Consider the following 26570-nt stretch of genomic DNA (forward strand, 5'->3'; position numbering starts at 1 on the left):
AGGGTTTCCGTCAAAATGAGGACAAAATATCTCGTCATTTTCTGGACATTTCATGATGTCATTAACACCAATTGCATTGCTTGCTCATGGGATTGGAAAAAAGTAGTTTAGACATTTTTACATTTGAAAGGTAAGTTCAAATAAATGAATGAATTAGATTTTATGATAAGTTCGGAAAAATAAATGGCGGGGATTTTAGTAAAATACGTAGCGGGAAATAGATATACATCACTTCAAGGATTTGGAGGGGTAATAGTGAAAAACACATTGAAATTTTGTATAACGTGGATGGTCGGTATAATTATAGCAGTAATCACAATGAGTTTATGGAGAAATGAAACGGTAGATTGGCAACTTTTGGCTAGTGTAGTTGTATTAGGTCTCATAGGGATCCTTATTGTATCAGGATTAATGATGTATATTAAAAAAGCGAAGGATAAAGGAGATGAATAGTTCGTTTTTAAGTATTGAGTGCTTTTCTTTAAGACACTTTTTTGTTGAAATTTAGGGCAGGACGTTGAAAGATAAATAAACATAAAGATCGTAGACTTTTAATGGGGGGATTATGTGGAGATTTTTGGACTTATGGGTTTCACTTTCGGAGCAGCGGGTTTTATTTTTGGACTTATTGCTTTTACGACAGCGTTGACTAATAGTAACAAGGTGAAAGAACTTGAAAAGAGGATTTATGATTTAGAAGAAAAATAAAAACAATCTTTAAGTAAAGGGTGCGATAATCCAAGACAGGTTACGCACCTTTTGTTGAAATTATTGAACCGGCAGGATAGCTAATGGCGCAGATTAGTTCCAGTAAATGTGAATGAATAGCCAATTAATAACGTTAGTCAGCCAGCGGTTATGGTAAAATTCAAATAAGTGTAAGTCGATAACAAAATTTCATGATAAATCATATTCCCCCAGATTTATCTGTTTTTTGAAAGGAGCATAAAAATGAATTGTCCAATTTAAAAACCCCCTCATTTTAAAAAAAGCTAAAATTTATGGGGGATTATACAATGAAATTGAATAGAAACTTTTGTTTATTGCTGATTGGAAATTCGTTTGCCGATATTGGTGACGTTTTATATATGGTAAGTGTAATTAGTACAATTTTTATTTTAACTGATTCTGCAACGGCTGCTTCCTTTGTGCCATTTACTATTACTTCATCTATGTTTATATCTAGTTTATTAACACCTCTATTATTCGGAAAAGTAAATCTAAAGTGGTTAATGGCTGGTTCTCAAATTGGAAAAACAATATTGCTAATTTTATTAGGATTTACGCTAATGATCATAATGGATTCTAACTATTATTTACTGTTCCTGATCATGGGCTTAATCGCCTTTCTTGATGGTTGTGCAAATCCAATAAGGCACACATTGATTCCACATTATGTAGATTCTGAACAGTTAATCGAAGCAAATGGAATTGCTGAAACAGTTACACAAATAATTCAAGCGGCGATGTGGTTTGTAGGTAGTTTACTTTTAGTCCTATTAGGTTCACAGCAACTTATTTGGTTAGTTGGAGGTTTATTTGTTTTATCAAGTCTGTTGTTATGTCTTTTAGAAAACATTAATCATCAAACAACAACCGATTCAAAGGGAAAGTGGGAACAGATAAAAGAAGGAAGGAAAACTTTATCCAACACTCCAATTTTGAGAAAAATTGCTTGGATTGACTTTTTTGAAACTATTACAGGTACGGTATGGATTGCCGCTATTTTATATGTATTTGTTAATGACGCTTTAAATGTTGGTGAAAAATGGTGGGGGTTTATTAATGGTGCTTTCTTTATTGGTTTGATTTTGGGAAGTATTTATTGTATCAAATACTCATCATTGATTGAAAAAAGATTAGGTACTTTTGTTTTTGCTGGTTCATTAGCCACTTGTATCGTCACAATATTGTTTAGTTTAAACAGTATACCGATGCTCGCTTTACTATTATCATTATGTATTGGGCTTTTCGGTCAGCTAAAATACATTCCACAACAAACTATTGTGCAAACTAGTGTATCGAAAGAAAAGTTGTCAACTGTTTACACCTCATTAGGTGCCATCGGAACAGGAATTTTTGGCATTGGTTCCGTGATAATGGGGATCTTGTCAGATTTGTTGGGAATTAGAATCGTATTCGGTATTTCAGGTTTATTGCTAGCAATTGTATGTACAATCGTTCATAAAAACAAACAATTGTTTGTTAGAAATGTTATGGAACAATAAAATTTAAAATGAAGGATTTTTAAACGTAAAATCCTTCATTTTTCAATTTAACCAGTGATTAGTTTGTGAAAATTTCACCAAAACTAACTGGTGCGATAGTCCAAGGAGGATTATCGCTTTTTTTGTTGAATTTATTCAACAACTGTCTTGTACTTGAAGAAGATAACTAAAGAAAAAACACCCTATTTACAAAGGGTGCATGCATTTAGTTATTTCATTCGGCTTTAACCTTCTCTTTTTGAAATCGATAGCCTGCCACTCTATGGTTTTTTCATTACTAAAAGTGATCGTTACTAAATCATTTGGGGGACTGTGAGCATCTTCAAATGTTGTTACCTGCACAGTGACATTAAAGGAGTAACTGCCTATTGGAAGTTGCTTAATTTTTATTATTTTACCACACATATTTTGTTTGATTTCGCCATATTGCTTTTTCAATTCCTGTTGAATTGAGGGATAAAGCATAATGAAAATCAAATCATCACGCAGCTCTAAATCATTTTTAGTAACGGTTTCAGCTTTAACGGGTGAATAAGACAAAAGAGTGAAGCTAGCAATCAACATCAAAAGGCTTTTTTTCATAAAAACCCTCCGTTCCAAGTTTCTATTAGAATGAGCTATTAAATAAATTCTTATTAAGCGAACGGATCAGTTGATAAAGCTCTTAGACTAAAATGGTTACTTTAGTTGAACTAGAAAATGCCATATTGGGGGTTATAAAATGAGAACTAACTATACTTGTACGGTTGATTAGAAGAAATGATGAGGGATTAGAGGGAATCGCAATGGCAAATTGGGAAACGTGCTCGTCAGAAATTAAGGATTTTATTTTGCGTCTTTTAAGAGAGTCTAAAGAATTGTTAACTAATGAATTCGTCGGTTTTTATATCCACGGTTCTTTAGCAATGGGTGGATTTAATTCGAACAGCAGTGATATTGATATTCTAATTGTTACGAGTAATTCCATAGATGATATGACCAAAAGGAAGTTCGCGCAATTATGCCTAACACACTCAAATCAACCTTTCCCAATTGAAATCAGTTGTTTGAATGAAAGCCAATTAAAAAATTGGGAACATCCCTCATCCTTTGACTTTCATTATAGTGAATATTGGAGGGAACGTTATAAAGATGATTTGGAAAACGGGACTTACCTATATTTAAACGAAGATACTAAAACTGATGCCGATTTATCAGCTCATATAACGATAACAACTAAACGCGGAATTTGTATTGAAGGAAAGCCTATTGCTGAAGTTTTTCCTTCGGTTCCACAGTCGCATTATACATCCTCGATAATGGGAGATTTCGCGGATTGCTTAGTAAACATTGAGCGGGATCCGATCTACTGTACATTAAATATGCTCAGAGTGTTTTGGTATTTAAAAGCAGGTGTTGTTTCTTCAAAGCTAGAAGCAGGTAAGTGGGGTTTATTAACCTTACCAAAAGAAATGGGGACTACGATTAATAAAGTAGTCGGCTGTTATGTGAAGAATAAAGAAGTAGATATTCTTGAAAAAGAAGAACTTTGGGTGTTAAGAAATTACATATCGGATAAAGTACAAGAGTTACTCAATTAGTGTCAATTTTATAGTCTGCACTAGATGTGTATACTTAGTTTGGAACTTTTAAAAGTAGAGAAATTTAATTTCTAGACGGAAAATTACCGGAAAGGGAGCAGAAAACTATCTTTAGTCAAGTGGGTCAAATTATGTTGTATGTCAATAATCAAGATGAGGCCGCAAATTTTTGGACAGAAAAATTGGGCTTTACGGTTATTGCTGAAGAAGATAATGGTCAAATGAGATGGATTGAAATTGCTCCGAAAAGTGGCACAGAGACAAGCATTATTCTGCACAACAAGGAATTCGTTGAAAAAATGTCGCCTGGAGTAAATCTGGGTACACCATCATTAATGTTTTTCACAGAGAACCTTGATCAATTATATAGCGACTTAAAGAATAAAAACTTAACTGTCGGAGAAATTGTAAATATGCCTTCGGGAAAAGTATTTAACTTTGCTGATAACGAAGAAAATTACTTTGCAGTTATGGAGAAAAATAAATAATGTGATCCTTCAAACTACTATCTTTTATGGTAGTCGTTTTTATGTTGGTACACTAAAAATATTGATAATTCTGAAACTATAATAAGTATTAATCGTATAAGTAATAAGGGATGTTTAATAAGAAGGGGGTGATGTTTTGAAAAAGCTAGCTTTAAGTCTCATTAGCTTGGCTATTTTGTTGATCGGTGGTGGTTTTGTTTATTTGAAATTTTCCCCGCCATTAGTCGCTTTTCAAAGCGGTTATTCAACAGACAAACAAGTTTTGTTAGTCGAGGTTGGAAACAAAAATGCATTCGGAGAAATTGAAATCCAAGATGTATTAGTAAATAACAACAGTAAGCCTTCAGATATGAAATTGCAGCTAAGTAATCCTAATAATGGATTTATTATAACCAATCATTTTAATGGTGATGAAGCAAGCGAGTACACCTTTAAAGATATAAATGAACTGAAGTTAGAGCCAAAAACTGACCCCCAAGAGCAATTAGATAAGGTAAATAGTGGTACTGCGACTGAGGATGATCCAATTTATGCAGTTACTTTAGTGCATTCAGAAAGTATAAATAGGGTGATCATTCATTATAATTATTTAGGTCTTTCATTTGAAAAAGAGGTATCCATACAATGAAATGGTGGTGATTAATTAACCATCTATATTGAGTGATATGTACCTTTTTGATACGTATAAAGTGGATTTTAAAGATTCAAAAGGGGGGATGGATTTGTTTTTCTTTAATAAGGAGGATGTATATATTGGGTACTCGATGGAGGAATTATCAAAGGTAAGGGATCAATTAGAGAGTAAAGGTATTAAGTATAAATATAATGTGATTAATGGATCGGGAAAAATGTTGGGAAGAGGAACGACAAGGGGAAACTTTGGGAGTATCGGAATTAACAACAATTATGAAAAACAATATGTGGTTTCAGTTAGGGAAAAAGACTATGAGTCTGCAAAGTACTGGATTGACAAAGTACTCCATTCCTAATGGAAAGTGCCGTATACAAAGGGGGATCATATTGGAATATAAAAAGGTTAAGAGATGTTTTAGGGTTGTAGGGATAAAAGGATATGGTGCGTATGTCAATTTTGATGTGGAAGTTCCAAAACTTGCACGCCAAGTGATGAAGCGAATGGATGAAATTGAACATTGCTCGGGTACTGAGATTGCTTTTTTTGAACCTAAACAAAATGGAAACCATCTAGAAGGCAACTACTATGTTGGTTTCATTGTGAATGAGTCTTTATCCAAAGTTCCATCAGGGATGGAGTATATAGAGAGTAATCAAGTTTATTTCAAGACACGCGGAAACATAAATGAAATCGCTAACCTACATAACGATTTATTGCAATGGATAGAAGACCAGGGGTATATAAGAAATCAAAATGCTTATATTATAGAAACCTACCATCCTATGGAAAATGGTTTGGAAGAAGTTGAGATTTTTTTGCCAATCCTCACGTAATACTTAAGCAAATGCGGGATAAATCTCAAATCAAGCATTTGAAAAGCTGTACTGCTGTTTATCATTATTTTGGAGGGGCTTAAATGGATTGGTTATGGGGTTGGTTTGCTTTTTCACTTGCAGCAGGAGCATTTTATAACTCTTATCAAGTAAAAAAGGATAATGCAAGGTTAAGGGAAAGAATAGAAGTATTAGAAGACAAAGTATACAAAAATGAATAAATGAATGTGAAATGAAAACTGGAGCGTTATTCAATTCCAGATCATCTAAATGATGGTCTTTCTTTTTGGTAAAGTCTTTGGGATTTTATGTTAATATATCTGTAAAGGATTTTAAAGGTTAATTAAATGAGAGGGCTTGATCCAATGTTTCGCAAAAATACATCAGGTATAGGACTTACTTTAACCGTCACGATTATCCTTTGGTTAAAGACGGTGATCGTTTGTTTTGTCGGTTTTAATCTTAGCATCCAATCATTTTTTGATATTGTTTTAATCCTAACAAGTTCCATTGGTTCCCTGTTATTCGTCATGGGTTTTAGTTTTTATTTTGGTGAAAAAGTAAATAGATTTATATTGTTTGGCCTATTATTTGTAGGGACAGGTGTGCTGTTTGGGGACCTTCTCTATTATCGTTTTTATATTGATTTTGTCACTATACCGATTCTATTTCAGTTCAATAATGTGGGCGGCTTGAGTGCCAGTACGGTTGAGTTGATGAGTCCGTGGGATCTTTTTTTGTTTATTGATTTATTTATTGTTGGATGGCTCCTTTTAAGAACAAAGTCCGCTCTTACCGTTCAAAAACAAACCAAGAGAAAGTATTTTTTAGCTTCTTCATCGCTTGTCGTTTTGACCATTTGTTTAGGTCTGATAAAATCTGTTCATCTTTTTTCAGAAGTCTACGACCGGGAGCAGATGGTGAAAGCGTTGGGGCCGCTAACATATCATGTGTATGATATTGGGCTTGGCATCGTAGCCCCTCTTGAGCGGTTACTTGTTACTGAGGCGGATGCAGTTGCATTGCAGGAACAATTACAGCTAAAAGATTCCGAGCGAACGGATTTATTCGGAATCGCAAAAGGAAAAAATGTCGTGTTAATCACATTGGAATCCACGCAGGATTTTGTCATTAATCAAAAAGTGTATGGAGAAGAAGTGACGCCATTCCTTAATAACTTAATTGAGGATAGTTTTTATTTTAATCAAATCTATGATCAAACAGCCCAGGGGAAAACATCCGATGCAGAATTCATGATTGATACAAGTCTTTATCCCTTAGCTAGCGGCTCTGTTTTTGTAAGACGACCTGAAAATACGTTTTATAGCCTTGCTCATATTTTAAAAGAAAATAAGAATTATTATGCCGCAACATTTCATGGGAATGTAAGCACGTTTTGGAATCGAGATGTCATGTACAATGCCCTAGGATATGATCGTTATTTTTCAAAAGAAGATTACACGGTAACAGAAGAAAACTCGGTTAACTATGGATTGAAGGATATTCCGTTTTTTACACAGTCAGTAGAGCATATAAAGACTTTACCTGAGCCGTATTATGCGAAATTCCTTACCTTGACGAATCATTTTCCGTTTTTATTAGATGAGGAAGATCTGTTTATTGATCCAGCAGATACAAAGGAAGATGTTGTAAATCGCTATGTGACGACCGTTCGTTATTTGGATAAAGCGATTGAAACATTTTTTGAAAAGTTAAAAGACGAAGGCATGTACGAAGATACTGTGTTCGTGCTAGTCGGCGATCACTATGGGATATCTGAAAAATATTATGACGGTCTGAATGAGTTGCTGGATGAAGAGGATACCCTTACCAATCAGGTAGAGCATCAACAAATCCCGTTGATTATCCATGTGCCGGGTCAAGAAGGGGAAATCATTACGACTCAAGGTGGGGAAATCGACATCCGTCCAACCCTACTCCATCTCCTTGGGATAAAAATTGATAATCGTTATTCATTTGGCCACAATCTTTTTACAAGGAATAGCGATCATCCAGTCATTTTTCGGGATGGCAGTTTTATATCCGAAAATTACATCTATAAGAATAATAGTTGTTATGGAAAGCTAGATGGTCAAGATGTGGACCCTCAACAATGTGAACCTTATTTGGACGTGGTCAGGGAAGAGCTGACACTATCGGACAATATCATTTTCTGGGATGTCTTAAGGTTTATCGATGAAGGAGACGAAAAAAATAAATAAAGGTAAGGCGGGACACGGAACCTATGTCTGTGTCCCGTCAAAAGGTGATGTATGTTAGGTCTAGTAAGTATCATAGTCGGTTACATATTTGGGTGTATCCATGGTTCAACGATTGTTGGCAAACTTAAGAAGGTGAATATTAAGGAAAGTGGAGTAAAAAACGCGGGTGCTTCTAATACCACCATTGTTTTAGGGTGGAAGTACGGAATCATTGTGGCATTAATTGATATAGGGAAAGGTATCGTCCCGATTTTATTTATGAAAAACTGGTTAAGCAGTTATTCCTTAGATGATCGCACCTTCTATCTTTTCATTTTTTTAACGGGAGCTTTTGTCATTATCGGTCACATTTTTCCTGTAACGATGAAATTTAATGGTGGAAAAGGGACGGCTTCAATGATTGGAGTTGTATTTGCAATCGATTGGAAGGTCGGGTTAATTGGTTTTGCCGCTCTCATTATTATTACGCTTATCAGTGATTACCTTCCAATTGGTGTTCTTGTGATGTATCTATGCTGGGTATTTTTTACTTTTCTATTCGGTTACCCAATTTATGCAACCCTAATCACATTCGCGTTGACCTTGCTATGCATCTATAAACATCTTGAAAATTGGAAGCGAATCCAAGCCAATACAGAAACAAGAGTTTCAAGCATGCTGAAAAAAAGGCGGAGGATATAATTGAAAAAATATTTGTTCGCTTCTCTGATCCTACTAATAATCGGTGTTGTTTTATTTAATTTTTATAAGTACCGTGAGCAAAGCTTGGATGAGTTATTAGATATGGATAACGTTGATAAGATTCATATTATTACTGAGTATAAGGATTCTTATGAATTTGAAATTTCAAAGGTAGACCAAGAAATTATTACTAAACTTGCTGACTTTTTAAATCAATACAAAGTAAAGCTAACTAATCAGGATGGTTGGATCTCCAATTATGAAAATGAAAGATTTGAACTCCACCTTGGATATAAAAATGGTGCATATGAAATATATACACTTGAACGGGATGTTGTTGTATCAAACAGGGTTTACAAGGTAGTGAATGAACCTTTGGATTACAAATGGATAAAGGGACTTGAACGAGACATTAATTCCTTAAGATAAGCGTAGTTTTTCCTGTTATATCCAGAATGAAGCTTACTTCTCGGAAAATAAGGGTAGGTTTTCCGCTAATGCTGAGAAAAATCCACAATTTCGCTTTTTACTAGCCAATAGGAGGAATTTCTACGTCTATTAAAGCCCTTTTTAATAATAATTAGTTATTAAGAGAAATTATTCCGTCTATTTATTGGTTCGGGTGCTTCACCCGATCCCTTAATAGATAAGAGCGGACTCCTTTTGATCCTTGACTTGTGAATGGACAAGGGGACGGTTCAAACAATTCCTCGTCCCAATTGAAAATCATGATGAAATTGTAGATAATAAAAGGATAAACAAGTCGAGTAAGGAAGTGTAAAGTGATGGATTTCGAAACAGTTATGCAGGAGCTTGAAGCCTTAGGTAAAGAACGGACTAAAAAAATTTACATGTCCAATGGTGCGCATGAGCCGGTTTTTGGCGTAGCTACGGGTGCTATGAAACCTATTTCAAAGAAGATAAAAATAAATCAGCCTCTAGCGGAAAAGCTTTATGGAACAGGTAACTACGATGCAATGTACTTTGCAGGCATTATTGCAGACCCAAAGGCCATGACAGAGGCAGATTATGATCGGTGGATGGATGATGCGTATTTTTACATGCTGTCTGATTATGTGGTTGCGGTAACTTTGTCAGAGTCAGATATTGCACAAGACGTTGCTGATAAATGGATTGCAAGTGGTGAAGAGCTGAGAATGTCAGGGGGCTGGAGCTGTTACTGCTGGCTATTAGGGAATCGCAAAGACCATGAATTCTCAGAAAGTAAGCTTTCCGATATGCTTGATTTAGTGAAGAATACAATTCATGATTCACCAGAACGAACGAAATCAGCGATGAATACTTTTTTAAACACTGTAGCCATTTCCTATGTACCACTGCATGAAAAGGCAGTCGAGATCGCAAAGGAAGTTGGGATCGTTGAAGTCAAAAGAGAGAAGAAGAATAGCAGTTTTTTAAATTCATACGAAAGTATTCAAAAAGAATTAGATCGAGGAAGGCTTGGTTTCAAACGCAAATATGTAAGGTGTTAAGCTTAGCTTTAAATCGGGGTATTGATCCAGAAGGATTGATGCCTTTTTTAAATCTATTAAATTTGTAACACACAGACAGCAGGTGTTAAAAACACACCCGCTGTTAATATAACGATCATTCCTTTTATTTTTTTATCTGTACATACAACTCATCGTATTTTTTTGCTAATGTAAAATCCAAATCTGTTAATCCCCTTGCATGCCAAGAAGTAATTTTAATGGAAATCAGTTTGTAGTCAATGGAAATAAAGGGATGATGGTTCATTTTTTCCGATAGTTGGGCAACGCTTTGAACAAATTCAATCCCGTTTAAATATTCTTTGAATCGATACTTCCTTACAATCCACTTACCATCGATCAGCTTCCAGTTTTGATTATCTGCTAGTTTATCCTGAATGGCCTCGTCACCAAGCTTTTCCATGTATATTCTCCTTTGTTATTTGCATCAAGGGATAATTTCAAAAATAGTTCCTTGGTTTAAATCACTTACATTCATAGACCCATAGACCCCTAAATATAATCTCGTCTGGTCAAGATTCGTTCCCAGGCTCATATAATAAGCAGATTGAGACCCAAAATTATAATCGATATCAATCACACTATAATCACTTAATTTACAATCCGGTCGTACCCTGGTATAAGCTAAAGCACCTTTTAACGTTGATAGAGATTCCTCCTTCCGGGCAACGTCGATAAACACAACGCCTCCTGTTAAAGCGGGAATTCCTTTTCCCATATATGGCTGGACACCTGTAAGTGCAGTTCCCGCAATTTTATCGGGCCGGGAATCCTCGTGATAATAACAAGTTAAGGGGAGAATCCGATTCACTGATGTTTGAATGGCTTCATTGTAATAAGCCATGATTTTTTCATCCAAATCCTGATTTTCACTGCAGCGATTGATGGTCGAAGTAGGTAAATCCCCTTCCCACCCTCGCCAGCCAAAGTTAATAAATCCTTCCTGGTTAGTGGAATTGTGACCCACAAGCTGTGTCACCGGCATAGGTCTGTATTGGGTAAATGAGAAAATCGATTCGACCAAATCCTGCCCGACATTTCCTACATATTTCATATATTGATTATTATATCTTTGAAAGGATATCCCAGGTATGTTTCGAACCCCTTTGGCAATGACCGTAAGAGTTTCTTGAATAGGTACCGGAAGTTCGTTAAAACGAGTGACCACGGGTGGATTATTGATAGATGTATTTTTGCTAACATCAATTTCAATGATTTTACCGGCAATTTCCATCTCGTCCTGACTTAGATTAAACGGATCATAGCCTAATCCACCATCCCCATTTGTCAAAATAAGTTTTCCTGTTTCAGGTGAAAAACTTAGGCTATTGACACCATTATGATTTAAAAAGGGTCTTCGTACGTTAAGCAATGTCCGTCGTTTTTGTGGCTGACCATTCGCTTGTAAAATCCATTCTTCAACTGTATCGATATGATCATATTGAGTTTCTCGATTTGTCCATTGTAGGTTTAATGTTTTGGGGTCACACGGGTTTGGTTTGAAAGATTCAGGTGGTGCACCCGGACCTTGTGATCCAGCTACAGAATAATGAAGATAAAACAAGCCGTTGTAATAAAAATTAGGGTGAAACGCTAGTCCTAGCAATCCTCGCTCATCGTACCCACCAGGACCTCCTAATTTTAGAATACGATGGCGAATATCTAAAAATGTCTTAATCTCACCGTTTCCTATGTAAAAGATTTCTCCGACTTGGGTTGCGATAAATAAACGTTCAATGGAGTCACCCGGAAGTATGGTTGTTTTTAAAACAGTGGGTAAATTGATCCGACTTACAATGGGACGTAAACGAACTTTAACTTTTCTCAACAAACTTTACACCCCTTCTCATTGTTTTCTTTTAACAGAATATGAGAGGAAGGGTTCTATTAGTACCCATTAGGGTTGTGGAATCTTTAAGAAATTGACTAGAAAAACAATGGGTCTCGAACGTTTTCAAGCATAAACTTTTGTCCTGCTGCATTTACCTATTATTGGGGGTGTCAAAGTGAGGTCATTATTCAAAAAAGTAACGTCAAGTGTTTGGGGAGATGAACGAATTCCACCCATTGACCGATATTCGAAAACAGTGAGAATTGCAGTTGGTGCCTTATTAGGATCCATATCCGTTATTTTTCAATCAGCTGGAATTTTTACTGGTGTTGGTTATCTCCTGAGTATGATGAGCACAGGTCCACTTGTACTTGCCAGCCTGCTGTCACTAAGAATGGGTGCGATGACCTATTTCGTAACCGGATTTCTATTAGCCATGCTCCAACCAAGTGAGCTACTGGTGTTCCTTTTTACAACAGGATTATTAGGAGTCAGCCTAGGTATTGGTCTTAAATACTTAAAGAAAAGCATATTTATTATTCTATTTGCTGCTTTATGTTTAACACTAGGGATCAGTACTTTATTATATGTGTTAAAATTTCCAATCCTCGGACCATCCGTAACGTCACACTTTAATAGTATGGTTGTTTTAGGAACATTTGCTTTCTCCATATTGTATAGCTGGATCTGGAAGAAGGTCAGCATCTCTGCCTTTAAAGGACTTAATAAAATTTTGACAAGGCAGTCAATGGAGCGATAGTCCTTAAAGTATTATCGCATTTATTTGCCATCTGGTATAAAATGGATACAAATAACGATGTTTGATGCAGGACTTTTTCACTGGTTGACCTTATTTATTTTCGAAATCCCCAGCAAAATTCTTGACAACTGCTTTTATTTCTTCCAACTTTTCCGGTTTTAATAAACTAATCATTTTAGGGATAAACTCTTGAATTTCCTTTTGTGAAAAAGTGCCTTCCTCTTGCTTTTTGAAGTTTTCTATAAGGATTTCTCTTGCCTCATCCTCTTTGCCTTCTTGGACCCTCTGTAAAATAAAATTTAAAAACATTTCCTGAGCATTCTTGTCCATTCTGTGTGCCTCCTAATCTTATATAACACCTTTTAGTGTTGTTTGTTTATTATAACACCAGAGGGTTTTATGTTATATATTTTTTCGTGAAAGTTTATAAAATATAACGACCAAATTGTGGAATAATACATGAACTCAAACTTAAAATTAGTATAGAATTAGTTAATAAAATAATAGTTTATGAGGTGGTAGAAAGTATGGAATTATATCAAGCCACAATTGATGATTTAGAGGGAGTGTCAGATTTATTTAATAAGTATCGGATGTTTTATCAACAAAAGTCTGACTTAGAAGGCGCTATGATTTACATAAAAAAACGTATAGAAGGTAAGGAGTCTGTTATATTTGTTGTAAAAGACGAACAAAACTATGTCGGCTTTACTCAGCTTTATCCTACATTTTCATCTATTTCTATGAAAAGAGCTTGGATTTTAAATGATTTATATGTTGATACAAAGGCAAGAAAACATGGAGTAGGAGAAATGCTCTTACAGAAAGCAAAAGAATACGCAATTGAAACTGGTGCTAAAAGCCTTAGTCTTAGCACAGCACCAGATAACCATCCTGCTCAACGATTATATGAAAGAAATGGATACAAAAAAGACACTCAATTTTATCATTATGATTTAGAGATAGGCTAATACTAATTCGTTTTTGGATTAAACTATTAGCTAGTAAAGAACTTTTACTAATTAGGAGTGGTATAGTAATATATTTATTACATAAGGAAGGGATTTTATCTTATTTTGTGGAATATATCCATTAATAGAGAATAGTGAGAAGGTGACAAAATGGTTGAAAATAGAAATGAAATTTGGGAATGGATTAAAGCTCTCTTTATTGCTATCGTAATTGCTTTTATTGTTCGTGCTTTTTTCTTTACTCCTGTTGTCGTTGAAGGAGCCTCGATGCAGCCTACTTTGCACGACCAAAATCGAATGATTGTCACCAAAATAGGAGAACCGAAAAGATTCGATGTGGTGGTCTTTCATGCTACCGGGGAAAAAGACTTTATCAAAAGAGTCATTGGGTTACCAGGAGATCGTATTGAATATAAAAATGATACGTTGTACATAAACGGGGAGCCTTACGAAGAACCCTATTTGGATAAAAGTAAAGAAGAGGTAAAGGATGGCCCACTAACCAATTCCTTCACTTTAAAAGAAACTCCAGTGGGGAGTGATGTGGTGCCAGAAGGACATTTGTTTGTAATGGGAGATAATCGTCGAAATAGTATGGACAGTCGTCATATTGGAGCGATTCCAATCGATAAGGTAGTTGGAACCACGAATGTTGTTGTATGGCCGATTAAAGAGATTAAGATAATTGATAAATAAGTTCTAAAAAAGGTGCGCGTAAGCACCTTTTTTGTTACTTCCCAATGATATGAAACCTTCTACTTATGAATTCGTATAATCAATTAAGATACAAGTAAGGGGCGGTTTTGTTGGATGCAATATATACAATTCTTGAGAATCTATTTGGCGCGATTGCTTTTGGCTTGGATAAAAGAAAAGCAAGAAAGAGGAAAAAACAAAGAAAGTAATGCAATGAACTGAGGTGATCATCATAATAGCAAAAATAAAGGCGTTACCAGAGAAGACGGCATTTATGATTAGCTTGTCTATAATCATAATTAGTCCAATCTTTCTTTTTCTTGTTTCACTAATGATCCCAATTGCTAATTGGACGATTATAATTATTCAAGTCGTTATCTGGGGTTTTGCTTTTCTTTTTGTTCTAAGTGCAGCTGATAAGAGGCATACACGAATTAAGTAAAATCTGATTCGGGAGTTCTATTCGTCCGTTTTTAACAAGCTGATTAAAGTTCGAAAAGTTTACATAGTTGTCCAAATTATTTCTACACTACACGACTTAGACCACCCTTTGCTCCCTAATAAACTTCATATAATCTGTACACGGAGTTTACTTGCCTTTAACATTTAGTTGATATGATTGGTTTATCAACGAATGAGGAGGCATTTTAAATGAATGTGCGTGCAATTTTTATTGATATGGATGGTACACTGCTGACAGCCTCAAATAATATCTCCCGACGAAATTTGGAAGCCATTTATATGCTGATTAATCAGGGAGTAAAGGTCTTTCTGGCCACTGGCCGACACTATGAAGTAACGGCTCCCTACCATAAAGAAATTGGATTGCGAACGCCGATGATCTGTTTGAATGGCGCTGCTATTCACGAAGCTTTGACGGGAAAAGCATTGCAAATGAGACCTGTCAGTTTAAACGAAGAGCGATTTCATCATCTAACCACTGAAAGACCCTGTAATGTTATCATTCATACAGCAGATGGTCTTTATTGTAAGGAAACAAATGAAGAAATCGATTATTGGACACAAGTTGGGCAAATTCCACCGCTGTATATCGGGGATTTAAGGCAAGCAAATTATCAAGATGTTCTTAAATATAGTGTTCGAACTGGCACAGCAGTTCCTGAGTTTTCAGCTCTTTTTAAACAGGAAGCAGAAGTCATCGATTGGCATGATGGATTTGAATTGGTTGCTCCTAAAGTTTCGAAATGGTCTGCGATAAGAAGTTTACTTCATGCATACCGAATTAACCCAAAAGAAACGGTAGCTATTGGAGATGGACCAAATGATATTGAGATGCTTCGTCACGTCGGTACAGGTGTAGCAATGGGGAATGCAAATGATCATGTTAAAGCAGCGGCTGATTTTGTTACAGGACACCACCAAAACGATGGATTAGCGGAGTTTATCGAACGTTATCTTTATAAACCATATGAACCCTATGTCATGTAATGGAAGTTGAATGGATAAAAGATTGATATATTTAGCAATTTTAATAAAGATGATAACTAAATACTCAATACATTCAACCATATAAGTAAAATTTTTTATATGGTTTTTTCATTTCTATTAATGAGTTGTATATTCACCCATTTTTCAAAAAAGAATATTTTAATGATGGAACCTTTTTAAGATGAAGGAGGAGTCTTCATGGGATATTTTGTTACCGTAGATACTGGCGTGAATTTATATGTTGAAGATATAAACCCTGGGGGAAGTAAGACCATTGTGTTTTTGCATGGTTGGCCGTTAAGCCATAAACAGTTTGAGTATCAGTATAATGTTCTTCCTGCAATGGGATTTCGATGTATTGGCATTGATTGGAGAGGGTTCGGAAAGTCTGATAAACCAATTAGTGGTTATACGTTTAACAGACTTGCAGATGATATCCGAACACTTATTGGTGTACTACAACTAAAAAATGTTACCCTCGTAGGTCACTCGACTGGTGGGGCGATCGCCATTCGATATATGTCTCGTCACAACGGTTTTGGGGTATCAAAGCTTGTTCTTGTTGACGCAGCTGCTCCAACCGGATTTACCACAGAAACGGCGAATACTTTTCTTAAACAAATTTCAAATGATCGCCCTAAAATGATGCAAGACATAACGGATGCTTTTTTCTTTCAGTATATTACTAAACCTTTCTCGGATTGGTTTTTTCAAATGGGCTTAGAAGCTGCAAATTGGTCGACGGCTGCTATTGTAAATACTTTAAGAGATGAAAAATTGTATGCCGATCTTCTCAAAGTTAATGTTCCCACTTTAATCGTTCATGGGATTCATGACAAGGTAATTCCATTTGCACAAGCACACGAGCTAAACCAAAGTATAAGAAATTCTCAGCTTGTTCCGTTTCAATATAGCGGTCATGGTGCTTTCTGGGAAGAACGTGATAAATTTAACAAGCTAGTAACAGCTTTCCACAATTCGTAAAAAATTTGCTATTGGAGATGTATCACACCAACCCAATCAACAGATAAATCGCTGTTCCCCAGATAAAGATGGCAGAGCATTTGTTGAATATCTTCATTAAAACCCCAGTACCATCTATCTTTTTCATAACTGCACCAGCAAACGTTAATCCAAAGAACCACATCCATGAAACGAAAATGCAAGCAACGGTAAATAAGATTTGATCTGTTCCAACATATTTTAGTGCACTTGTCCCAATCACACCGACGATATCTAAAATGGCATGGGGATTTAACAATGAAACGGATGAAGCAAAAATGATTTGTTGCCGGATTGGTAAGGCTTGGTTCGTTTCATTTTCAGTTGGCTCAGACCGCCAAATCGCATATCCCATGTAAAGTAAAAATAAAATCCCGGCACTCATCAGGGTAATCCGCAGCCATTCAAATTGTAAAACGATAGCGGATAAACCAAATACAGCTAAAAGAATTAAAAGTGTATCACATAATCCAGCTGTGATGGTCGCAGGAAAGGCTCGAAGTAGTTTTGTCTGTGTAGCACCCTGTGAAAAAACAAATACATTTTGGACCCCTAAGGGTAAAATAAGTCCGAATGCTAAGATGATTCCATGCAGAATCGCTTCCATTATATCAATCCTTTCCTATCCTATCTTACTATGACGCATAGAAATCTACTACTGAAATTTCGTATATTTTCCAGTCTCTTAAGAGTAATGTAATTGAGTTTTTTCAATTTTAATATGTTATTCTTGAGTATACTTTCATCAACAGACAGTATAGAATGTAGGATTTCATTAGGAAGGAAGACAACATGGATAAACGTATATATTTTTTAATGATCATAGCCTTTATCATTGGGATGGTTGAACTGATCATTAGTGGGATTGTAGACTTAATTGCAGAAGATTTAAATGTGAGCATCGGACAAGTTGGTTTGCTGATCACTGTTTTTGCTGTCATTTTTGCAGTTGCATCGCCAATACTTCTTGTCATGACAGCTAAAATCGAAAGAAAACGGCTAACATTGGTTTGTTTATATATCTTTTTAGTTGGTTGTATCGTAACAGTATTTGCGCCAACTTTTTCTATTTTGTTTATCGGAAGAATTATTTTAGCGTTTAGTGGTGCGTTATTAATTATCTTATGTTTAGTGATGGCCCCTAGCTTAGTTAGTGAACAATATAAAGGTAGAGCGATTGGGATTGTCTCTATGGGAGTAAGTGCATCGTTGGTTTTAGGGGTGCCAATCGGGCTGATTATGGGTAATAATTTTGGCTGGAGAGCACCATTCGTACTTATTACTGTATTGACGGCTTTATCGATTATCGGTGTACATTTATTTATGGGACGTATAAATCCTAAACCTCAAATCCCATTGAGACAACAACTAGCAGCATTAAAAAAACACAAAATTACGTTAGGGCTAACGACAACATTTCTGTATATGACAGGTCATACGATTATGTATGCTTATTTTAAGCCTTATTTAGAACTAACCACTGATTTTAACGCTTTTTGGATAAGTATCATCTATTTCATTTTTGGATTTGTGGCAGTAAGTGGCGGAGGGCTTGGCGGTGTGATGGCAGATTTGTTTGGATCCCGAAAAACGATGGTAATTTCTCTAGTTGTCTTTAGTGCGGTATTCTTTATATTTCCATATACAACAGATATCGTTCCGATATTTCTCATCGTCCTTATTGTTTGGGGGATTCTCAGTTGGGCAATCTCGCCAGCGATGCAATCCTATTTGATTGAGATCGCACCTGAATCTTCGGAAATTCAGCAAAGCTTGAATAATTCAGCCCTTCATTTGGGTGTTGCGGTTGGCTCAGTAATTGGAGCAGGAATTGTAGATACACTGTCAGTTGAAGTAAATCCATTTGCGGGCGGAATCTTTATCATCTTATCATTCATTACCGTAGTCATTTCGGTTAAAAGTAAGGAAAAGAATACTTACAAAACAAAGAGTGCGATTTGAGTTATTCAAATCGTGCTCTTTTTATTTATATTTTTTGCATTTTTAAAGAAGGTTTTCAAAAAGATCAGGAGAATAAGAAGTATATGCCAAATTTTAGAAGACGGTGATATAAATTGGAACAAAATAATCGATTACGAATCAAAAAGCGCTTTACCACACTAGATAAAATACAAATTGTGATTTCAATAATTCCTGCATTATTGGTAATACTCATTTTTACAAATTCAAGATTTGATTGGTTAATAAAAATTGTACATATTTTAATCGCTTTAAATCTAATCATTTATGCGGTTCAGTGGTTGGTTGAAAAAAGGAAAACTTCTTCTTCCATCTTAATTATATTCATGGCTTTATTGATTATTTTTCTCACAATATTTTCATGATGATTTACTTTACTAACATAGCAAAAATGGAGGCAAATAATGAAAATGAACAATTGGTGGTATAGCTTTTACTTCATGGTTTTAGGGGTTGTATCTTTTTTTACCGGTGAAATAGTCACATTTATCATGTTAGGGTTTATATTACTAGCTTTAAATAATATCAACTCCACGCTTAAAAAAATTTACAAACAAAATAACGCAGACAAGCAAGATTAATATGCGAATAAAAAATCATGCATAGAGAGGTAATAATGTTAAGAAACGAAGAAGATGTTATAAAACTAATTTCCGAAGATGATAGGATGATGGAAATACTAAAGGCTGCTAAATCATTACAATTGCCTGATTGGTGGATTTGTGCAGGGTTTGTACGCTCAAAAATATGGGATACATTACATGATTTTAGCGGAAGAACCAATACACCTGATGTAGATGTTATATATTTTGATAAGGATAACTTGGAAGAGTCAATAGAGAAGCTCTTTGAAGATAAATTAAGAAGTATAATTCCTGACATTCCATGGTCGGTAAAAAATGAAGCAAGAATGCACGTCGTAAACAAGATTCCCCCTTATACATCGGCTGTTGATGCCATTTCAAAATTTCCTGAAACAGCAACTGCTCTTGGGGTAAAAATAGACGATACAGAAAAGGTAATTCTGACGGCTCCTTGTGGACTAGAGGATGTTTTAAATTTGGAAGTAAAGCCCACAGCGTTTTTTACAGAAACGAAAGCACGGATTGCGATTTATGAGGAGCGCATAATTAAGAAAAACTGGAAATCAATTTGGCCTAAGATAAAGGTTCATCATATATAAAATATTTTTTCGATGGGTAAAGGGGACTCAATCTATGAAATTAAAAAATATGAATATACCAGAGCTTATGAATCATTATCATGTGCCTGGTTTGAGTCTTGCCTTAATTGAAAGAGGGCAAATCAGTGCAATAAAAAACTATGGTGTCTTAGAGGCAGGTACGACTAAATATGTTACCAAAAATTCCATTTTTAGTGCATGTTCAATCAGTAAGTTTTTAACCGGAATAGTAGCTATAAACTTAACCGATTGTGGCTATCTCGATTTAGATGAAGATGTAAACTCAAAACTACAAACCTGGAACGTACCTGAAAATGAATACACTAAAACTAAAAAGGTTACTTTACGAAACTTGCTTAGCCATCAATCTGGAATTGTGGATCCTAAACATAGTTTTTCTGAGCTGAAATCAGGGAAAGGTATTCCTTCAATGGTCGATTTGTTAGCGGGAAAAACACCTTATTGCCACGAGCCAATAGCAGTAAAATATGAACCCGAAAGTGAATTCCATTATTCGGATGCAGGCTTTTGTGTAATTCAACAGTTGATTGAAGACGTGACAGAAAAGCCATTTAACCAGATTGTGAATGAACTTGTATTTAATCCATTAAGGATGAAAGATAGCCTATTTGTAACGCAAACCACGGATATAGGAAATGAAAACTTTTCTAGTGGACATAACAGAAATGGAGTAGTTGTAGCTGGAAACTATCCGATTTATGCATACCCAACGGCTTCAGGACTCTGGACAACTACTACTGACCTCGCACGATTGGTTCTTGAATTAATGAATGCTTTAAAAGATGAAAGTAAAATCGGCATTTCTGCAAGTTTAGCAAAGGAAATGATAAGCTCTCAAAGGGGCAAGGAGTGGTGTGGATTAGGAGTGTTTTTAAGCGGTGAAGGAACAGAACTTGAAATTTCTTCACTTGGTTGGGGAGTAGGATTTCAATGTATGATGGCCGCATTTCCCCATCAAGAGAGCGGTGCTGTGATCATGACGAACGCTGAATTAGGGGTTCATCAACTGGATGGGATTATCGGTGAAATATACAGGACCCTAGAAATGTAACAAGATTGAATGGAGGTTTCGGAAATGAAAGTCATATCCGTTAAAGAAAATCCTGAATATATGAAAAGTGGGATCACCTATTTTCAAAGTAAATGGGCAAGTGAGGAAAGCAAGAAGGTATATGAAGATTGTATTGAACATTGCATTACGAGCCCAAATCCATTGCCTCAATGGTATCTCTTGATGGATGACGATAAAATAATTGGCTGTGCAGGATTGATTACAAATGATTTTATTAGCCGAATGGACCTGTATCCTTGGGTGTGCGCTGTATATATTGAAGAGGAATATAGAGGAAATAATTATAGTGCAGTTTTGCTTGAGCGAGCTAAGAATGATGCAAAAAAAGGTGGTTTTTTGAACCTATACCTCTGTACAGATCATATCGGATTATATGAAAAATATGGGTTTAAGCATATCGGCACAGGCTACCATCCTTGGGGAGACAGCTCACGAATATACGTATCGGCGTTATAAATAAAAATTATAAGTATGATTATGATACAGAACAAATTCTAGGTATAATATAAAAAGGAGGCGGTTTCTAAATGAAAATATATGTTAAAAACAATGATGGAACAGTGCACGAGGCAATTAAGACAGACAATAACCAATACACCTTTATCACAGAAAATAAAGCGTATTACCTCACTTTAACAGAAGCCAATGGGAAGGGTGACGATTGTAACCTTACAGAAGACCAAAAAGCGAAAATAACAAAAGCAATCTTTTCAAATGAGGATGTACTGGACCAATTAAGAGACGCAAGAAAAAACAGAGATAGGGATTTTTCATATTATAGCGGCGATGAAAATGAATTCGACAAGTTGATAGATGAGGTCAACAATGACAAGTAATGAAATACGTTATGAGGTAGTATGGGGGATTAAGGCGAGGGTTAGACTTGCGGAAATGCAACCCTTTAAGATAAATCCAAAACTTGTATTTCGAAATTCAAAAGATCAACTGGCTCTGAAGCCAAAAGATAAGGCATTGGGATTTGTTGATAATCGTGGATTTGAATTTGATGGATATTATTGGGCTTACATCAATAATGTAATTATAGTCTATCAAGTACTTGATGAAGAAAATTTGGTTTTGGTTGATGCCTGTTATTCTGCTTTAACAGGGTTTGCCCTTAAAACTTTTTTTGGCGAACACGATACAGACCCGCTTTAAGGGCAGATAGCAAATAGATTGTGGATCATTTCATAATTAGTAATATAGTCGAACGTGATAATTTCACCGGTTACTCCGCTAACTTCATACAACAAAACACCAACACAATCGGAATCCGCTGCCTTCTTTTAAACTCTTCTTCATTGGAAAAATGCTCAAGCATAGGAGTTCCCTCACGCAAGTCAACGAGCTTAAAACCAGACATTGTCAGTTTACGGAAATACTGTTCAATGGTCCGATGGTATTTGACAACAATCTGGCCAATCCATGTTTCCTTTCTTTCGCCATCTAAAAAATAATCATCAACAACCCAGTTCTCACGCTTCTCGCCTGTTTGTTTACTTATGAAAGAAGAGGTGATGAGGGGATGCTGCACACTAAACACAAATTTTCCATTTTCTTTTAATGATTTATACACATTTTGAAAAAGGGTATGAATATCTGAAACATAATGAATTGCAAAGCGGGAAGTAATAATATCGAATTCGTTTGAAGGGAATCTGTATGTCTCCATGGATTCGTGTATAACTGTTCCGCCTGAACTGTCCAAATTAAGCATTGCAGCTTTAACCATCTGTTCAGACCCTTCAACACCAATGTATGAAGATGCACCCTGATGGAGTAAATCTTTACCAAATGAAGCATCCCCACAACCTAAATCCAGAATCCTTTTATTCTGAAAATCACCGATCAGTTCATAGACGACCGGACTTTCGATTGCATTATTGGGACTATCCTTTCTGCCCCGACGCTTCATATAGTTTCTAAAAAAATCCTCTTGGTCATATGCGCTTGCCCCTCTAAATTCCATAAAACCAATCCCCTTTCACACCATTATAATCATTGCTATTGGCTATTTTACCATGTATTGTAAGAACATAGAATATATTCGTAATTTAGTAATAACAAGTTAATGTGGGACAATGAACCTGTCCCCATGACCCATGAAAGGAGAATGCTCGTTGAGTGAATGGAAAGACCTTATCCAGGAATCTCAAGAAAGATGGGAACAGAATGCGGAACATTGGGATGATTATATGGGGGAGGAGAGCAATCGATTTCACCGAGAACTGATCCGTCCTTATACTGAAAAACTATTAAATGTGAGAACAGACCAGACCATTTTAGACATTGCGTGCGGCAATGGGAATTTTTCAAAGAGATTAGCAGAATTAGGAGCACATGTTGTTGCATTTGATTACTCTGCAAACATGATAGAACGAGCAAAAATAAGAACAAAGGAATACATGAATCAAATCAATTTCAAAGTGATAGATGCCACGTATTACGAGCAATTGGCCGAACTAGGATCTGAAAAATTTGATAGCGCCGTCGCCAATATGGCATTAATGGATATTGCGGACATTGGTCCATTAGTAAAGTCCCTACATAAAATGTTAAAGCCCAATGGAATTTTAGTTTTTTCTATTACACATCCTTGCTTTCAACCACCAGGTGTTCGAAAAATTACGGAAACGGAAGATAGAAATGGGCATGTGGTCACCACTAACAGTATCCAGATCTCGAAATATCTCACTCCGGTACCTTATAAAGCGATTGGAATAAAAGGCCAATCGATTCCACATCTCATGTTTCATCGCCCATTATCGTATTATCTGAATCTATTTTTTGAATCCAATTTTGTACTAGACGGTATGGAGGAGCCCAGCTTCCAAACAGAAACCAATAAGTTTGAGTGGAATGAGATTCCGCCTGTTCTTATTTTACGGTTTCGGAAGCTGACATAATAAAAGGGGATAGATCCAAAAAGCTATTAATTAAATAGGCAGACTTGTTTAATCAATAGTTATTTTGAAGTTGATAGTAAAGAAGACCTTATAGGTAGGTTAGATCAGGTAATGCAGAGGTTGAGGCAATGGGAATCTAAGGTAGGTGCAATTAATCCGAATTACAAAGTTGAACATGGAGGTTTTGGCTGGCTAAACGCGAGGGAGTGGTTCGATCTTGTCGGTATGCATTTTCGCCATCACTTACGTCAGAAGTGTGAACTAGAACAAAAACTATAAGGTGCGATGATCCAAGAAGGATTATCGTCTTTTTAATTGTAATTGTTTACTGACTTGGTTTAGTTTTTATCAAATTCTGTCGAGAAGGGATGACTTCTCGGAAAGAAACAAATACTTAGCTTACATACATTTTGTAAAAGGGAGTGCGATTGATGCGTGCAGTTGTTATCAATGAATATGGCAGTAAGAATGTGTTAGTAGAGCAGGAGTTGCCGAAACCAGAAATTAAAGCAAACCAAGTACTAGTTGAGGTTTATGCAACATCCATTAATCCAATTGATTGGAAGCTTCGTGCGGGTTATTTGAAGCAGATGCTTGATTGGACGTTCCCTATCATCCTTGGTTGGGATGTTGCTGGTAAAATAGTGGAAGTCGGTGATGAAGTGAAGGATTTCCTGGTTGGGGATGAAGTTTTTGCGCGACCTGATACGACCCCAAAAGGTACATATGCCGAATATACTACTGTGGATGAAGAATTGCTTGCCAAAAAGCCTGGTAACTTAACATTTGAAGAAGCTGCCTCTATTCCACTAGCAGGCCTTACTGCTTGGCAGTGCTTAGTAGATAAAACTAAAGTCAAGCGAGGAGATAAAGTACTCATACACGCTGGTGCTGGTGGTGTAGGAAGTTTGGCCATTCAAATGGCAAAACATTTAGGTGCCTATGTTGCTACAACAGCGAGTGAAAAAAATGAAACCTATGTAAAAAAACTGGGGGCAGATGAGTTTATTAATTACCGTATGCAAAAGTTCGAAGAAGAATTAAGTGATTATGATGTGGTCATTGATACTATGGGTGGCGATATTTTAAATAAGAGCTTCGAAATATTAAAACCTGGTGGCAGACTAGTAACTATTGCCGGACAACCTGATCCAGCATTAACAGAAAAGTATCAAGTAACGGCGAGCTCCTATTGGTTAACGCCAAATGGTAAACAGCTAAGTGAACTAGGCGAATTGCTTGAGAAAGGAATACTTAAGCCTCAAGTGGGTAGTGTATTTGATTTTTCAGCAGAATCGTTACAAAAAGCACATGAGTTAAGTGAAACAAATCATGCAAAAGGAAAAATCGTAATTAAAGTTAAATGATGGGGGACAGTAATTATTAACCGTATATTACATTTAACTAAGTTTAAAAAGTACCTTACTTTTCCGAACTTTGTACGTCAATACGAAATAATTACAACTTGTATTTTTAGTGTTCCTGCATTTTTTTATCGCTGCTGATAATAATAAGTTCAGAGGTGATAAAATGGCAACTGCTAATATTGGGGACAATATTTCATTTAAGCGTGAAGGGAAAAGCTATGAGGGTAAGGTTACGGTTGTAAGAGAAAATTCTGTAATTGTTGAGTACGGATACAATAAAGAAAAAGACGAACCCATAACAACCATAGTCAATCATAAAAATTATAAAGTAAATAATCAGAAGAAGTGAAAAAGTATATATAGAATGACGTGTGCGATGATCCAAGAAGGATTATCGCATATTTTTGTTGAACTTATTAAACAAGTGTAAAAGGTGCGAACTAGGGATTATTAATAGAAATAAGGGAAGGTAGTGAAATATTTGAATGGATTAGAAGCAATGCTATTTGATTTAGATGATACCTTGCTGAACAGGGATAAGGCAGTAGATAAATTGTTTTTACTTATTTTAGAAAAATGGTATGGGGATGTTAAGGATTCAGTAAAGACCAAAATGTTAGAGAAATTCAAAGACTATGATCATAGAAGCTATGGTGTTAGCGATAAAACGAAGGTCTTAGAAGCATTTTTCGATGAATTTCCACCAAAACATAGATTGCCAAACAAGGACATTCAAGATTTTTGGAATCATCATTTTCCTCAATGTTTTTCAATAGACCCAAATATTATTGATATCGTAAATGCTATAAAGACGAAAGTAAAAGTAGCAATTATAACAAACGGCTCCACTCAGAGGCAAAAAGCTAAAATAATGAACACTCATTTAAATAGCTGTTTTGAACTAATCATTATTTCTGAAGAAGTGGGACTTAGTAAACCTGATAAACGTATTTTTGAATTAGCATTAAAAAAGCTTAATGTGGAACCAGAAGCTGCATTATTTGTTGGTGATGACCTAGAGAAGGATATGGGCGGTTGTCAAAATGCAAATATAAAAGGAATATGGTTTAACCCGCATAGGATTAAGAATGATACCGAAATAAAACCGTATGCTGAGATTGATTCCTTTGATAGATTATTAAGCTATTTATAAAC

The 26570-nt window shown here is 35.8% G+C and carries 35 protein-coding genes; 29 read left to right on the plus strand and 6 right to left on the minus strand.

Going from position 1 to position 26570, the window contains the following annotated elements; genetic code table 11:
* Positions 1–318 precede the first annotated feature (318 nt).
* From LKW28_RS23065 to LKW28_RS20255, 3 genes are all read left to right on the plus strand, one after another.
* Positions 319–453 (plus strand): hypothetical protein, encoded by a 135-nt coding sequence (locus tag LKW28_RS23065; RefSeq protein WP_267498088.1) that lies wholly within the window; start codon positions 319–321, stop codon positions 451–453.
* A gap of 114 nt (positions 454–567) precedes the next feature.
* Positions 568–708: a hypothetical protein gene (locus LKW28_RS20250; protein WP_229142237.1), complete on the plus strand. Its 141-nt coding sequence runs from the start codon at positions 568–570 to the stop codon at positions 706–708.
* 308 nt (positions 709–1016) lie between these two features.
* Positions 1017–2228 (plus strand): MFS transporter, encoded by a 1212-nt coding sequence (locus tag LKW28_RS20255; protein ID WP_229142238.1) that lies wholly within the window; start codon positions 1017–1019, stop codon positions 2226–2228.
* A gap of 186 nt (positions 2229–2414) precedes the next feature.
* On the opposite strand, the gene LKW28_RS20260 is transcribed toward LKW28_RS20255, so the two are convergent.
* The gene (locus LKW28_RS20260) at positions 2415–2810 is read right to left on the minus strand and encodes a DUF3888 domain-containing protein (protein WP_229142239.1); all 396 of its coding nucleotides are present in this window, start codon (positions 2808–2810) and stop codon (positions 2415–2417) included.
* A 203-nt stretch (positions 2811–3013) separates the two neighbouring features.
* On the opposite strand from LKW28_RS20260, the gene LKW28_RS20265 reads away from it, so the two are divergent.
* The 10 genes from LKW28_RS20265 to LKW28_RS20310 all read left to right on the plus strand — a co-directional run bounded on the left by LKW28_RS20265 (position 3014) and on the right by LKW28_RS20310 (position 10159).
* Positions 3014–3808, plus strand: coding sequence for an aminoglycoside adenylyltransferase domain-containing protein (locus tag LKW28_RS20265; RefSeq protein WP_229142240.1), 795 nt, complete (start codon positions 3014–3016; stop codon positions 3806–3808).
* A 107-nt stretch (positions 3809–3915) separates the two neighbouring features.
* Positions 3916–4296, plus strand: coding sequence for a VOC family protein (locus tag LKW28_RS20270; RefSeq protein ID WP_229142299.1), 381 nt, complete (start codon positions 3916–3918; stop codon positions 4294–4296).
* Positions 4297–4432: 136 nt separating this feature from the next.
* On the plus strand, positions 4433–4924 hold the full coding sequence (locus tag LKW28_RS20275; protein WP_229142241.1) for a hypothetical protein: 492 nt from the start codon (positions 4433–4435) through the stop codon (positions 4922–4924).
* A 94-nt stretch (positions 4925–5018) separates the two neighbouring features.
* Positions 5019–5285, plus strand: coding sequence for a hypothetical protein (locus LKW28_RS20280; protein WP_229142242.1), 267 nt, complete (start codon positions 5019–5021; stop codon positions 5283–5285).
* Between the two features lie 31 nt (positions 5286–5316).
* The gene (locus tag LKW28_RS20285) at positions 5317–5763 is read left to right on the plus strand and encodes a GyrI-like domain-containing protein (RefSeq protein WP_229142243.1); all 447 of its coding nucleotides are present in this window, start codon (positions 5317–5319) and stop codon (positions 5761–5763) included.
* A gap of 83 nt (positions 5764–5846) precedes the next feature.
* Entirely contained in the window at positions 5847–5984 is a 138-nt protein-coding gene (locus LKW28_RS20290) for a hypothetical protein (RefSeq protein ID WP_229142244.1), read from the plus strand.
* Positions 5985–6128: 144 nt separating this feature from the next.
* Positions 6129–7985 carry an LTA synthase family protein gene (locus tag LKW28_RS20295; RefSeq protein ID WP_229142245.1) on the plus strand — a complete coding sequence of 619 codons (1857 nt, stop codon included), beginning with the start codon at positions 6129–6131 and terminating at the stop codon, positions 7983–7985.
* Positions 7986–8036: 51 nt separating this feature from the next.
* A complete protein-coding gene (locus LKW28_RS20300; RefSeq protein ID WP_229142246.1) occupies positions 8037–8666 on the plus strand; it encodes a glycerol-3-phosphate acyltransferase in 630 nt (209 codons plus the stop codon).
* Positions 8667–9095, plus strand: coding sequence for a hypothetical protein (locus tag LKW28_RS20305; RefSeq protein WP_229142247.1), 429 nt, complete (start codon positions 8667–8669; stop codon positions 9093–9095). It begins immediately after the preceding gene.
* 356 nt (positions 9096–9451) lie between these two features.
* Complete coding sequence (locus LKW28_RS20310) at positions 9452–10159, plus strand: DNA alkylation repair protein (protein ID WP_229142248.1); 708 nt, start codon at positions 9452–9454, stop codon at positions 10157–10159.
* A gap of 124 nt (positions 10160–10283) precedes the next feature.
* Here LKW28_RS20310 and LKW28_RS20315 read toward each other — a convergent pair whose 3' ends face one another.
* Positions 10284–10580 (minus strand): 4a-hydroxytetrahydrobiopterin dehydratase, encoded by a 297-nt coding sequence (locus tag LKW28_RS20315; RefSeq protein WP_229142249.1) that lies wholly within the window; start codon positions 10578–10580, stop codon positions 10284–10286.
* Positions 10581–10604: 24 nt separating this feature from the next.
* Positions 10605–12005, minus strand: coding sequence for a PQQ-dependent sugar dehydrogenase (locus LKW28_RS20320; protein WP_229142250.1), 1401 nt, complete (start codon positions 12003–12005; stop codon positions 10605–10607).
* Positions 12006–12183: 178 nt separating this feature from the next.
* Between LKW28_RS20320 and LKW28_RS20325 the strand changes: the two genes are divergently transcribed.
* A complete protein-coding gene (locus LKW28_RS20325) occupies positions 12184–12768 on the plus strand; it encodes a hypothetical protein (protein WP_229142251.1) in 585 nt (194 codons plus the stop codon).
* Between the two features lie 90 nt (positions 12769–12858).
* Here the strand turns inward: LKW28_RS20325 and LKW28_RS20330 are convergent, their stop codons facing one another.
* A complete protein-coding gene (locus LKW28_RS20330; protein WP_229142252.1) occupies positions 12859–13098 on the minus strand; it encodes a hypothetical protein in 240 nt (79 codons plus the stop codon).
* A 197-nt stretch (positions 13099–13295) separates the two neighbouring features.
* On the opposite strand from LKW28_RS20330, the gene LKW28_RS20335 reads away from it, so the two are divergent.
* The 4 genes from LKW28_RS20335 to LKW28_RS20350 all read left to right on the plus strand — a co-directional run bounded on the left by LKW28_RS20335 (position 13296) and on the right by LKW28_RS20350 (position 16868).
* Entirely contained in the window at positions 13296–13739 is a 444-nt protein-coding gene (locus tag LKW28_RS20335; RefSeq protein ID WP_229142253.1) for a GNAT family N-acetyltransferase, read from the plus strand.
* Between the two features lie 150 nt (positions 13740–13889).
* Complete coding sequence (gene lepB / locus LKW28_RS20340; protein ID WP_229142254.1) at positions 13890–14435, plus strand: signal peptidase I; 546 nt, start codon at positions 13890–13892, stop codon at positions 14433–14435.
* A 651-nt stretch (positions 14436–15086) separates the two neighbouring features.
* Positions 15087–15884, plus strand: a complete 798-nt coding sequence (locus LKW28_RS20345) for an HAD family hydrolase (protein ID WP_229142255.1) — start codon at positions 15087–15089, stop codon at positions 15882–15884.
* Positions 15885–16082: 198 nt separating this feature from the next.
* Entirely contained in the window at positions 16083–16868 is a 786-nt protein-coding gene (locus tag LKW28_RS20350) for an alpha/beta fold hydrolase (RefSeq protein WP_229142256.1), read from the plus strand.
* A gap of 22 nt (positions 16869–16890) precedes the next feature.
* Here the strand turns inward: LKW28_RS20350 and LKW28_RS20355 are convergent, their stop codons facing one another.
* Positions 16891–17493 (minus strand): LysE/ArgO family amino acid transporter, encoded by a 603-nt coding sequence (locus LKW28_RS20355; protein WP_229142257.1) that lies wholly within the window; start codon positions 17491–17493, stop codon positions 16891–16893.
* Positions 17494–17678: 185 nt separating this feature from the next.
* On the opposite strand from LKW28_RS20355, the gene LKW28_RS20360 reads away from it, so the two are divergent.
* The 7 genes from LKW28_RS20360 (at position 17679) to LKW28_RS20390 (ending at position 22300) form a co-directional block, all read left to right on the plus strand.
* Complete coding sequence (locus LKW28_RS20360; RefSeq protein WP_229142258.1) at positions 17679–18848, plus strand: MFS transporter; 1170 nt, start codon at positions 17679–17681, stop codon at positions 18846–18848.
* 422 nt (positions 18849–19270) lie between these two features.
* Complete coding sequence (locus tag LKW28_RS20365) at positions 19271–19447, plus strand: hypothetical protein (RefSeq protein WP_229142301.1); 177 nt, start codon at positions 19271–19273, stop codon at positions 19445–19447.
* 35 nt (positions 19448–19482) lie between these two features.
* Positions 19483–20049, plus strand: a complete 567-nt coding sequence (locus LKW28_RS20370; RefSeq protein WP_229142259.1) for a nucleotidyltransferase family protein — start codon at positions 19483–19485, stop codon at positions 20047–20049.
* Between the two features lie 34 nt (positions 20050–20083).
* A complete protein-coding gene (locus LKW28_RS20375) occupies positions 20084–21121 on the plus strand; it encodes a serine hydrolase domain-containing protein (RefSeq protein ID WP_229142260.1) in 1038 nt (345 codons plus the stop codon).
* 24 nt (positions 21122–21145) lie between these two features.
* Entirely contained in the window at positions 21146–21598 is a 453-nt protein-coding gene (locus LKW28_RS20380; RefSeq protein WP_229142261.1) for a GNAT family N-acetyltransferase, read from the plus strand.
* A 71-nt stretch (positions 21599–21669) separates the two neighbouring features.
* The gene (locus LKW28_RS20385) at positions 21670–21978 is read left to right on the plus strand and encodes a hypothetical protein (RefSeq protein ID WP_229142262.1); all 309 of its coding nucleotides are present in this window, start codon (positions 21670–21672) and stop codon (positions 21976–21978) included.
* Positions 21968–22300: a hypothetical protein gene (locus tag LKW28_RS20390; protein ID WP_229142263.1), complete on the plus strand. Its 333-nt coding sequence runs from the start codon at positions 21968–21970 to the stop codon at positions 22298–22300. The genes LKW28_RS20385 and LKW28_RS20390 overlap by 11 nt, the downstream gene beginning before the upstream one ends.
* Positions 22301–22370: 70 nt before the next feature.
* On the opposite strand, the gene LKW28_RS20395 is transcribed toward LKW28_RS20390, so the two are convergent.
* Complete coding sequence (locus LKW28_RS20395) at positions 22371–23111, minus strand: class I SAM-dependent methyltransferase (protein ID WP_229142264.1); 741 nt, start codon at positions 23109–23111, stop codon at positions 22371–22373.
* 151 nt (positions 23112–23262) lie between these two features.
* Here LKW28_RS20395 and LKW28_RS20400 point away from each other — a divergent pair, with 151 nt between their 5' ends.
* The 4 genes from LKW28_RS20400 to LKW28_RS20420 all read left to right on the plus strand — a co-directional run bounded on the left by LKW28_RS20400 (position 23263) and on the right by LKW28_RS20420 (position 26568).
* Complete coding sequence (locus tag LKW28_RS20400) at positions 23263–24048, plus strand: class I SAM-dependent methyltransferase (RefSeq protein ID WP_229142265.1); 786 nt, start codon at positions 23263–23265, stop codon at positions 24046–24048.
* Between the two features lie 431 nt (positions 24049–24479).
* Positions 24480–25415: an NADP-dependent oxidoreductase gene (locus LKW28_RS20410; protein WP_229142266.1), complete on the plus strand. Its 936-nt coding sequence runs from the start codon at positions 24480–24482 to the stop codon at positions 25413–25415.
* A gap of 163 nt (positions 25416–25578) precedes the next feature.
* The gene (locus tag LKW28_RS20415) at positions 25579–25764 is read left to right on the plus strand and encodes a DUF2187 family protein (RefSeq protein WP_229142267.1); all 186 of its coding nucleotides are present in this window, start codon (positions 25579–25581) and stop codon (positions 25762–25764) included.
* A gap of 150 nt (positions 25765–25914) precedes the next feature.
* Entirely contained in the window at positions 25915–26568 is a 654-nt protein-coding gene (locus LKW28_RS20420; protein ID WP_229142300.1) for an HAD family hydrolase, read from the plus strand.
* Positions 26569–26570: the final 2 nt, after the last annotated feature.

Origin of the sequence: Bacillus sp. REN16, from assembly GCF_020731355.1 — a bacterium.
Lineage (GTDB): Bacteria > Bacillota > Bacilli > Bacillales > Bacillaceae_L > Ferdinandcohnia.

What these genes read in the sequence shown, in the direction of transcription:
- LKW28_RS20300 (WP_229142246.1), top strand. Translation starts at nt 8,037, where the DNA reads ATGTTAGGTCTAGTAAGTATCATAGTCGGTTACATATTTGGGTGTATC.
- LKW28_RS20355 (WP_229142257.1), bottom strand. Translation starts at nt 17,493, where the DNA reads ATGGAAGCGATTCTGCATGGAATCATCTTAGCATTCGGACTTATTTTA.
- LKW28_RS20345 (WP_229142255.1), top strand. Translation starts at nt 15,087, where the DNA reads ATGAATGTGCGTGCAATTTTTATTGATATGGATGGTACACTGCTGACA.
- LKW28_RS20290 (WP_229142244.1), top strand. Translation starts at nt 5,847, where the DNA reads ATGGATTGGTTATGGGGTTGGTTTGCTTTTTCACTTGCAGCAGGAGCA.
- LKW28_RS20265 (WP_229142240.1), top strand. Translation starts at nt 3,014, where the DNA reads ATGGCAAATTGGGAAACGTGCTCGTCAGAAATTAAGGATTTTATTTTG.
- LKW28_RS20330 (WP_229142252.1), bottom strand. Translation starts at nt 13,098, where the DNA reads ATGGACAAGAATGCTCAGGAAATGTTTTTAAATTTTATTTTACAGAGG.
- LKW28_RS20395 (WP_229142264.1), bottom strand. Translation starts at nt 23,111, where the DNA reads ATGGAATTTAGAGGGGCAAGCGCATATGACCAAGAGGATTTTTTTAGA.
- LKW28_RS20350 (WP_229142256.1), top strand. Translation starts at nt 16,083, where the DNA reads ATGGGATATTTTGTTACCGTAGATACTGGCGTGAATTTATATGTTGAA.
- LKW28_RS23065 (WP_267498088.1), top strand. Translation starts at nt 319, where the DNA reads ATGAGTTTATGGAGAAATGAAACGGTAGATTGGCAACTTTTGGCTAGT.
- LKW28_RS20310 (WP_229142248.1), top strand. Translation starts at nt 9,452, where the DNA reads ATGGATTTCGAAACAGTTATGCAGGAGCTTGAAGCCTTAGGTAAAGAA.
- LKW28_RS20260 (WP_229142239.1), bottom strand. Translation starts at nt 2,810, where the DNA reads ATGAAAAAAAGCCTTTTGATGTTGATTGCTAGCTTCACTCTTTTGTCT.
- LKW28_RS20315 (WP_229142249.1), bottom strand. Translation starts at nt 10,580, where the DNA reads ATGGAAAAGCTTGGTGACGAGGCCATTCAGGATAAACTAGCAGATAAT.
- LKW28_RS20380 (WP_229142261.1), top strand. Translation starts at nt 21,146, where the DNA reads ATGAAAGTCATATCCGTTAAAGAAAATCCTGAATATATGAAAAGTGGG.
- LKW28_RS20335 (WP_229142253.1), top strand. Translation starts at nt 13,296, where the DNA reads ATGGAATTATATCAAGCCACAATTGATGATTTAGAGGGAGTGTCAGAT.
- LKW28_RS20420 (WP_229142300.1), top strand. Translation starts at nt 25,915, where the DNA reads ATGCTATTTGATTTAGATGATACCTTGCTGAACAGGGATAAGGCAGTA.
- LKW28_RS20365 (WP_229142301.1), top strand. Translation starts at nt 19,271, where the DNA reads ATGAAAATGAACAATTGGTGGTATAGCTTTTACTTCATGGTTTTAGGG.
- LKW28_RS20255 (WP_229142238.1), top strand. Translation starts at nt 1,017, where the DNA reads ATGAAATTGAATAGAAACTTTTGTTTATTGCTGATTGGAAATTCGTTT.
- LKW28_RS20360 (WP_229142258.1), top strand. Translation starts at nt 17,679, where the DNA reads ATGGATAAACGTATATATTTTTTAATGATCATAGCCTTTATCATTGGG.
- LKW28_RS20390 (WP_229142263.1), top strand. Translation starts at nt 21,968, where the DNA reads ATGACAAGTAATGAAATACGTTATGAGGTAGTATGGGGGATTAAGGCG.
- LKW28_RS20410 (WP_229142266.1), top strand. Translation starts at nt 24,480, where the DNA reads ATGCGTGCAGTTGTTATCAATGAATATGGCAGTAAGAATGTGTTAGTA.
- LKW28_RS20385 (WP_229142262.1), top strand. Translation starts at nt 21,670, where the DNA reads ATGAAAATATATGTTAAAAACAATGATGGAACAGTGCACGAGGCAATT.
- LKW28_RS20370 (WP_229142259.1), top strand. Translation starts at nt 19,483, where the DNA reads ATGTTAAGAAACGAAGAAGATGTTATAAAACTAATTTCCGAAGATGAT.
- LKW28_RS20295 (WP_229142245.1), top strand. Translation starts at nt 6,129, where the DNA reads ATGTTTCGCAAAAATACATCAGGTATAGGACTTACTTTAACCGTCACG.
- LKW28_RS20375 (WP_229142260.1), top strand. Translation starts at nt 20,084, where the DNA reads ATGAAATTAAAAAATATGAATATACCAGAGCTTATGAATCATTATCAT.
- LKW28_RS20415 (WP_229142267.1), top strand. Translation starts at nt 25,579, where the DNA reads ATGGCAACTGCTAATATTGGGGACAATATTTCATTTAAGCGTGAAGGG.
- lepB (WP_229142254.1), top strand. Translation starts at nt 13,890, where the DNA reads ATGGTTGAAAATAGAAATGAAATTTGGGAATGGATTAAAGCTCTCTTT.